Here is a 6,520-nt window from a genome sequence, read left to right on the forward strand (position 1 = left end):
GGGCTGGTTCCGGTAGCCGGCTCCAGTTACTCGTACTCTTACGCCACCATGGGCGAGGGTATGGCATGGATTTGCGGCTGGTGCCTGGTGCTGGAGTACGCCGTCTCAGTGGCGGCCGTTGCCGTGGGCGCCGGCCAGTATGTGAACGAGACACTCGCCGCGTTTGGCCAGTTCCTGCCGGACGCGATGAGCCAGCCGCCGGGGGATGGCGGCCTGGTGAACGTGCCGGCCATGGTGATCGTGGTCCTGGCCATGATCCTCTTGGTCCGCGGAGCCCGCGAGAGTGCATGGATCAACACTGCGATTGTCATCGTCAAGGTGGGCATCCTGATCTTCTTCTGCGCTGTGGCCTTCACCGCCTTCAACGCCGGCAACTTCGAGCCGCTGCTGCCGATGGGCGCCGCTGGTGTTTCTGCCGCCGCATCCAGCGTCTTCTTCTCTTACATCGGTTTCGACGCAGCCTCCACGGCAGGCGAGGAAGCCAGGAACCCCAAGCGCGACCTTCCCCGGGCCATCATGCTCTCCATGGTCATCGTCACCACCATCTACGTCCTGGTTGCGGTTGCAGCCATCGGCGCCCGCCCGTGGGGTTGGTTCGACGGCACGGAAGCTGCACTGGTACAGATCCTGCACGAGATCACTGGCCAGCCGTGGATTGCCTTGGTCTTCTCCATCGGTGCTGTGCTGGCAATCGCAAGCATCGTGCTGACAGTTCTCTACGGCCAGACCCGCATCATGCTTTCCATGTCCCGCGATGGCATGGTGCCCAAAGTCTTTGGCCGCGTATCCCGCCGCACCGGCACACCGGTGGCCGGAACGCTGATCATCGGGACCGCCGTCGCCCTCACCGCCGGCTTGGTTCCGCTCGGTGCACTGGCGGACGCCACCAGCATCGGCACACTCTTTGCCTTCGCCTTGGTCAATGTGGCAGTCATCTACCTGCGACGCAACCGGCCCGACCTGGATCGCAGCTTCCGGGTCCCGCTGTACCCCATCACACCAATCCTGGGCACCCTGATGTGTGCCTACCTGATGCTCAACCTCGGCGCCGATACTTGGATCACCTTCGGTATCTGGATGCTGGTGGGCGTCGCCATCTACTTCGGCTACGGACGCCGGAACTCAAAGGTAGCCGCACTCAGCGAGCAGGACTACCGTGAACTAACCACCAGGGCAGTGAGCCCGGAATCTGTGAAAGCAGCAAAATCATGACCATCGCCACCGAACTCCCCCTGGTCGACGAACCCGGAGCGCCGGCCGGAGCCGGAGCCCCCATCACCATGCTGAACCCGGACTTCCCGTTCAGCTACGACCATTACCTGGCCCACCCCGATGGGCTGGGCTCAGTCCCGGAAGAGCTGTACGGGACCGAAGTGGCCATCATCGGCGCCGGTCTCTCCGGCCTGGTCACCGCCTACGAGTTGATGAAGCTGGGCCTCAAACCCGTCATCTACGAGGCCGACCAGATCGGCGGACGTCTCCGTACTGCCAGCTTCCCCTCGGCTCCCGGCGTGGTGGCAGATCTTGGCGGCATGCGATTCCCCGTCTCCGGCAAGGCGTTCTACCACTACGTGGATCTGCTGGGCCTGGATACCAACGAGTTCCCCAACCCCATGGCGCCGGCCACGTCCTCCACGGTGATCGAACTCGCCGGCAAGAAGCACTACGCCACCACGGCCGACGAACTTCCGGAGTTCTTCCTCGAAGTAGCCGATGCCTGGAAAGCGGCCGTCAACGATGGTGCCGCCTTCGCCCAGATGCAGGAAGCCATCAAGGCCCGCGACACCAAGCGCATCAAGGAACTCTGGAACGCACTCCTCCCGGAGCTGGACGAGCAAACCTTTTACGGCTTCATCGCCGCCAGCAAGTCCTTCAAGGAGGCAGGCTTCGCGCACCGCGAGGCATTCGGCCAAGTGGGCTTCGGCACGGGCGGCTGGGATACGGACTTCCCCAACTCCATCCTGGAAATCCTCCGCGTGGTCTACACGGATGCCGATGACCAGCACCGTTCCATAGCGGGAGGAGCGCAAAGGCTCCCCGAGGCACTGTGGAACCACGCGCCGTCGGGCCTTAAGTACTGGCCGGAAGGCACCTCGCTGTCATCACTGCACAGCGGTTCGCCACGCGGAGCCGTGGACAACATCCGCCGCGCTGAGAACGGCGACCTCCTGGTCCGCGAAAACTGGGGGCGCGAAGCCACCTACCAGGCCGTGGTGACCACCTGCCAGTCCTGGCTGCTGTCCACCCGTATCCACACTGAGGAAGCGCTGTTCCCGGCAGAACTGTGGACGGCGATCGAGCGCTCGCACTACATGCAGTCTTCCAAGACGTTCGTCATGGTAGACCGGCCGTTCTGGAAGGACATCGATCCCGAAACCGGACGCGAAGTCCTGTCCATGACGCTCACCGACCGCCTCAACCGGGCCACGTACTTGCTCGACGACGGTCCGGACAAGCCCGCGGTGATGCTCCTGTCCTACACATGGAACGACGACGCCCTGAAGTGGCTTGCGCTGACGGCGGACGAGCGAGTGAAGCTCATGCTGCACTCCCTGGAACAGATCTACCCGGGCGTAGACATTGCGAGCCACATCATCGGACAGCCGATCACCGTGTCCTGGGAAGCCGACCCCAACTTCATGGGGGCCTTCAAAGCCAACCTGCCCGGGCACTACCGCTACCAGCAGCGCCTGTTCACGCACTTCAAGCAGGACCAGCTGCCGGAGCACCAGCGCGGCATCTTCCTCGCCGGCGACGACGTTTCGTTCACCGCGGGCTGGGCCGAGGGCGCTGTGACCACAGGCCTCAACGCCGTGTGGGGAGTGGTGAACCACCTGGGTGGTTCCTCCGTTGCCTCAAACCCCGGGCCGGGCGACCTCCTGGACGAGCTCGGCCCGATTTCCCTGGACTAGTCCTTTACGTTGCGAGGCCCGCTCTGCGTCCCAAACCCCCAAGTTAGGAAGCAGAGCGGGCCTCGCAATTGGCGTTTACTTAGCTGAGCGCTACAGCGAGTCCGAGCATGGCCAGCGCGAAGATCGGGAAGAGCCAATTGGAGATGAGCGCGAATACTCCCGTAAGCACCCCGGTGCTGCGTGGGGTGTCGGCGCGAGGGTCGACGATCTCGTCGCCGGCACCGAGGCCCCGGACGGTGTTATAGATCGAAAGAATCACCATGATGGCGGCGCTGCCTACGAGCCAGGGGAGAGGGCTCAGTTCCAGCCACGCATCCGCCCGACGGGTTGGGGCTGCGATTCCGGAGAGGAGCCCTGACATCACGCATATGGCAACAAGGGCTATGAGCACCCAGATGCGGCGGACTGCCGCCGTGAGATACAGCGGCAGGAGAGCAACGATCACAAGTGGTGTTGCCAGAAAAGCTGCCTGTGCCGGCGAAACAAGCATCACCTCGGACCGGACCCAGGGCACCACTGCCTGGTTGAAGAGCAGGAAAGCCAGGAGACCCAGCTGGGCTGGCCAAAGTGCCTTCTTGACCCATTCATGTTTCGGTGCGGTTGGAAGTTCCAGCTCGGCTGCGTAACTGCGGGCAGGCCCGAACGCCTCCTCAGCATGCTGCCCTGTATCGGCGAGGAGTTCGCGGACGCTGGCCACAGTGTCACCGATCGCGTCCCCGGGTACCTGGCGCAAACGAAGCTCCAAGGTGAGTTCGTCAAACCATTTTTTGTCGGCGGTTTCCTGCATCATGTGGTGATCCCCTTCGTAGGCTGTCCGTCGTCAAGGTAGAAATTGCTGAGTGCGGTGAACCGCCGCCAGTCTGAGGCGAGCCGGTCCATTTCGGAGCGCCCGCTGTCTGTGAGCGCGAAGTACTTTCTGCCCGGTCCGCCGTCCCCTGCCCGCCATTCCGTAGTCACCATGCCTGCGGCCTCGTAGCGCGTGAGGAGCGGGTAGAGGGTGCCACCTTTGATAGTGCCGAACCCGTGGCGTTCAAGTTCATTGATGATCGCGTAACCGTAGGAGGGTCCGGCCGAGAGGGCATGCAGCGCGAGGAAGCCCAGGGTCGCCCGCAGCCAGTCACTTGGCCAATCAGCGCCTTCAGGCGACGAGGACCCAAGAGGGGAAACAGTCATGACTATATTGTCACTCTAAGTAGTTGGTCTGTAAAGCTACTTAAATGATGAGAGGCCCGCTCTGCATCCCAAAACTTCAGATTAGGGCGCAGAGCGGGCCTCGCATTACGCGTTAAGAGGCGTGCATTTCCCGGTGCGCTGCCGCGAGCTCCTTGTAATGGGCGGCGTTGTGCTTCACACCCTCGAACTCTTCATCGGTGAGTGCCCGGCGGACCTTCGCCGGTACCCCGGCCACCAAGGAGCGCGGGGGAATGACGGTGCCCTCCAACACCACGGCGCCGGCGGCAATCAGCGAGCCCGTGCCGATCACTGCGCCGTTGAGGATGGTTGCGCTCATGCCGATCAGGCAGTCGTCCTCCACAGTGCAGCCGTGGACTACAGCGCTGTGCCCCACGGAGACGCGCTCGCCTACCTTGCAGGGGAAGCCGGGATCTGCGTGGAGGACTACGTTGTCCTGGAGGTTGGAGCCTGCGCCCACACTGATTGCGGCCGTATCGGCACGGACGGAGACGCCATAAAAAGCACTGGAGTCCTCGGCCAACGTCGCTTTGCCGATAATGGAAGCCGTGGGTGCCACGAAGGCGGATTCATGGATGGCCGGGGTGTCCCCGGCGAAGGTGTAAGAAGGAGCCATGCTGCCCAGCTTATTTCCCAACTGGGTAACAGCAAACGTCGCTATGGGCCGTCAGTGGGACGTTTGCTGTTACCTAGTTGGGGCCAGGGTGCGGAGGACCAGGAATTGGTAGTGCTGGGACCAGTTTCCCGCTCCCGGCCCTGATTCCACGCCCACACCCTCAGGCCACGTCCGGAAATGCTCAACCGAGCCATGCTCACCGAAAATCCTGAGCACGGTGTCATCGCTCCGGCGACTGAAGAAACGTCGCGGTTCCTCAAGGTCTTCCGGGTTCAGGACCTCATCATCCTCACCTGACCAGAGCCCGACGGCGATTGGCGCACCAGGTGAGGTGACCCGCACAAGTTCGCTGACGACGTCGTGAATTCCGCTGTTGGGGACGTGGAGCAGGGTGCTCATGGTCCATGCCGCTGAGAAGGCAGCATCCGGGAAGGGCAGGCCGCGGCCGCTGGCAACCGTGGCTTCCAATCCGGCCGAGCGCGCCAGATGGACGCTTCCAGAGGACAAGTCCACCCCGGTGTAGTGCAATCCGGCGCGGACAAACTCCAAGCCCTCAACGCCCGTGCCGCAACCGAGCTCGAACACCGAGTGACGGTGCTCGGATTTCAGAAGGCTAACGAACCATTCCCGGCACTCCACCCGGTGTGGCGTGAGCGCGCGGGTGTTCCGGACAGGCGCTTGACGGTCGTAGTAGGCCGCCAAATCAGCCTCGTGCTCGGCGTGAGGGATGCCCCGCATATCCCCAGCATAGGAGCGGTGTTAGTTGAACACCACGGTCCGGGTGCCATCAAGGAGCACCCGGTGTTCGGCGTGCCACTGGACCGCCTGGGCCAACGTGCGGCCTTCGACGTCGCGGCCCATCTGGACGAACTGGGCAGCGGTGCGCGCGTGGTCAACGCGGATGACTTCCTGCTCGATGATCGGGCCCTCGTCGAGGTCTGCCGTCACGTAGTGGGCAGTGGCACCGATGATTTTCACACCGCGGGCGTGTGCTTGGTGGTACGGCTTGGCGCCCTTGAACGAGGGGAGGAAGGAGTGGTGGATGTTGATGGCCTTGCCGTTCAACTCCGTGCACAGATCGTTGGAAAGGACCTGCATGTAGCGGGCAAGGACGGTGAGTTCCACATCGTGTTCGGCGATCAGCTTCAGCAGCTCCGCCTCAGCCTGTGGCTTGGTCTCGGCGGTCACCGGGATGTGATGGAACGGGATGCCGTAAAACTCCGCCAATGGCTCGAGATCGCGGTGGTTGGACACGATAGCCGGGACTTCGATGGGCAAAGTGCCGCTCCGCTGCTGGAACAACAGGTCATTCAGGCAGTGCGCATCCTTGGAGCACAGGATGATGGTGCGGACCTTTTCACCCACGGGGTTGATCTGCCACGTCATGCCGAAGGATTCGGCCACCGGCTGCAGGGCAGCGGCGAGATCCTCTTGCGAGGACGACGTCGATGCCTCCACGCGCATGAAGAAGTTGCCGGTGCTGGGGCTTCCGTACTGCTGGGAGTCGGCAATATTGCAGCCGGCCTCGAGAAGTGCTCCGGCTACCGCGTGGACAATGCCGGGACGGTCAGGGCAGGAGAGCGTTACAACGAAAGCGGTGGAGTCAGTCACACGATCAAGCCTACCTGTGCTGCGTTGTTGTACTGTTAACGGGTCGCAACTGGCGTTGGGTGGACTACCACCAGGGAGCGGCAATCATGAAGACCACGGATCGTACGCCTGGGCCGAGGGTCATGTCTTACCGCTGCACGCACGTGACCGATCCCTGCCGCATCAAGGGCTGTAACCAAGGGGACGCGGG

7 protein-coding genes are annotated in these 6,520 nt (G+C 62.9%); 2 read left to right on the top strand and 5 right to left on the bottom strand.

Translation table 11 applies throughout. The annotated features are described in order from the left end of the window. Positions 1–1,212 (top strand): amino acid permease (locus tag HP499_RS18960; protein ID WP_172325719.1); only part of this gene is annotated, 1,212 nt, incomplete at its 5' end. Beyond that, positions 1,209–2,912 (top strand): NAD(P)/FAD-dependent oxidoreductase, encoded by a 1,704-nt coding sequence (locus tag HP499_RS18965; protein WP_172325720.1) that lies wholly within the window; start codon positions 1,209–1,211, stop codon positions 2,910–2,912. The genes HP499_RS18960 and HP499_RS18965, both read left to right, overlap by 4 nt. Before the next feature lie 79 nt (positions 2,913–2,991). Here HP499_RS18965 and HP499_RS18970 read toward each other — a convergent pair whose 3' ends face one another. The 5 genes from HP499_RS18970 to purU form a co-directional block, all read right to left on the bottom strand. Beyond that, on the bottom strand, positions 2,992–3,702 hold the full coding sequence (locus HP499_RS18970) for a hypothetical protein (protein ID WP_172325721.1): 711 nt from the start codon (positions 3,700–3,702) through the stop codon (positions 2,992–2,994). After that, on the bottom strand, positions 3,699–4,085 hold the full coding sequence (locus tag HP499_RS18975; protein ID WP_172325722.1) for a PadR family transcriptional regulator: 387 nt from the start codon (positions 4,083–4,085) through the stop codon (positions 3,699–3,701). Before HP499_RS18975 ends, HP499_RS18970 begins: the two co-directional genes overlap by 4 nt. Positions 4,086–4,197: 112 nt before the next feature. Further along, a complete protein-coding gene (locus tag HP499_RS18980) occupies positions 4,198–4,719 on the bottom strand; it encodes a gamma carbonic anhydrase family protein (protein WP_172325723.1) in 522 nt (173 codons plus the stop codon). Positions 4,720–4,788: 69 nt separating this feature from the next. Continuing rightward, positions 4,789–5,457: a class I SAM-dependent methyltransferase gene (locus HP499_RS18985; RefSeq protein WP_172325724.1), complete on the bottom strand. Its 669-nt coding sequence runs from the start codon at positions 5,455–5,457 to the stop codon at positions 4,789–4,791. 21 nt (positions 5,458–5,478) lie between these two features. Further along, positions 5,479–6,330, bottom strand: coding sequence for a formyltetrahydrofolate deformylase (purU, locus tag HP499_RS18990; protein ID WP_172325725.1), 852 nt, complete (start codon positions 6,328–6,330; stop codon positions 5,479–5,481). Between the last annotated feature and the right edge of the window lie 190 nt (positions 6,331–6,520).

This window comes from Paenarthrobacter sp. CM16, from assembly GCF_013179505.1.
In the GTDB taxonomy this organism is placed as follows: domain Bacteria; phylum Actinomycetota; class Actinomycetes; order Actinomycetales; family Micrococcaceae; genus Arthrobacter.

What these genes read in the sequence shown, in the direction of transcription:
- HP499_RS18970 (WP_172325721.1), bottom strand. Translation starts at nt 3,702, where the DNA reads ATGATGCAGGAAACCGCCGACAAAAAATGGTTTGACGAACTCACCTTG.
- HP499_RS18965 (WP_172325720.1), top strand. Translation starts at nt 1,209, where the DNA reads ATGACCATCGCCACCGAACTCCCCCTGGTCGACGAACCCGGAGCGCCG.
- HP499_RS18975 (WP_172325722.1), bottom strand. Translation starts at nt 4,085, where the DNA reads ATGACTGTTTCCCCTCTTGGGTCCTCGTCGCCTGAAGGCGCTGATTGG.
- HP499_RS18980 (WP_172325723.1), bottom strand. Translation starts at nt 4,719, where the DNA reads ATGGCTCCTTCTTACACCTTCGCCGGGGACACCCCGGCCATCCATGAA.
- HP499_RS18985 (WP_172325724.1), bottom strand. Translation starts at nt 5,457, where the DNA reads ATGCGGGGCATCCCTCACGCCGAGCACGAGGCTGATTTGGCGGCCTAC.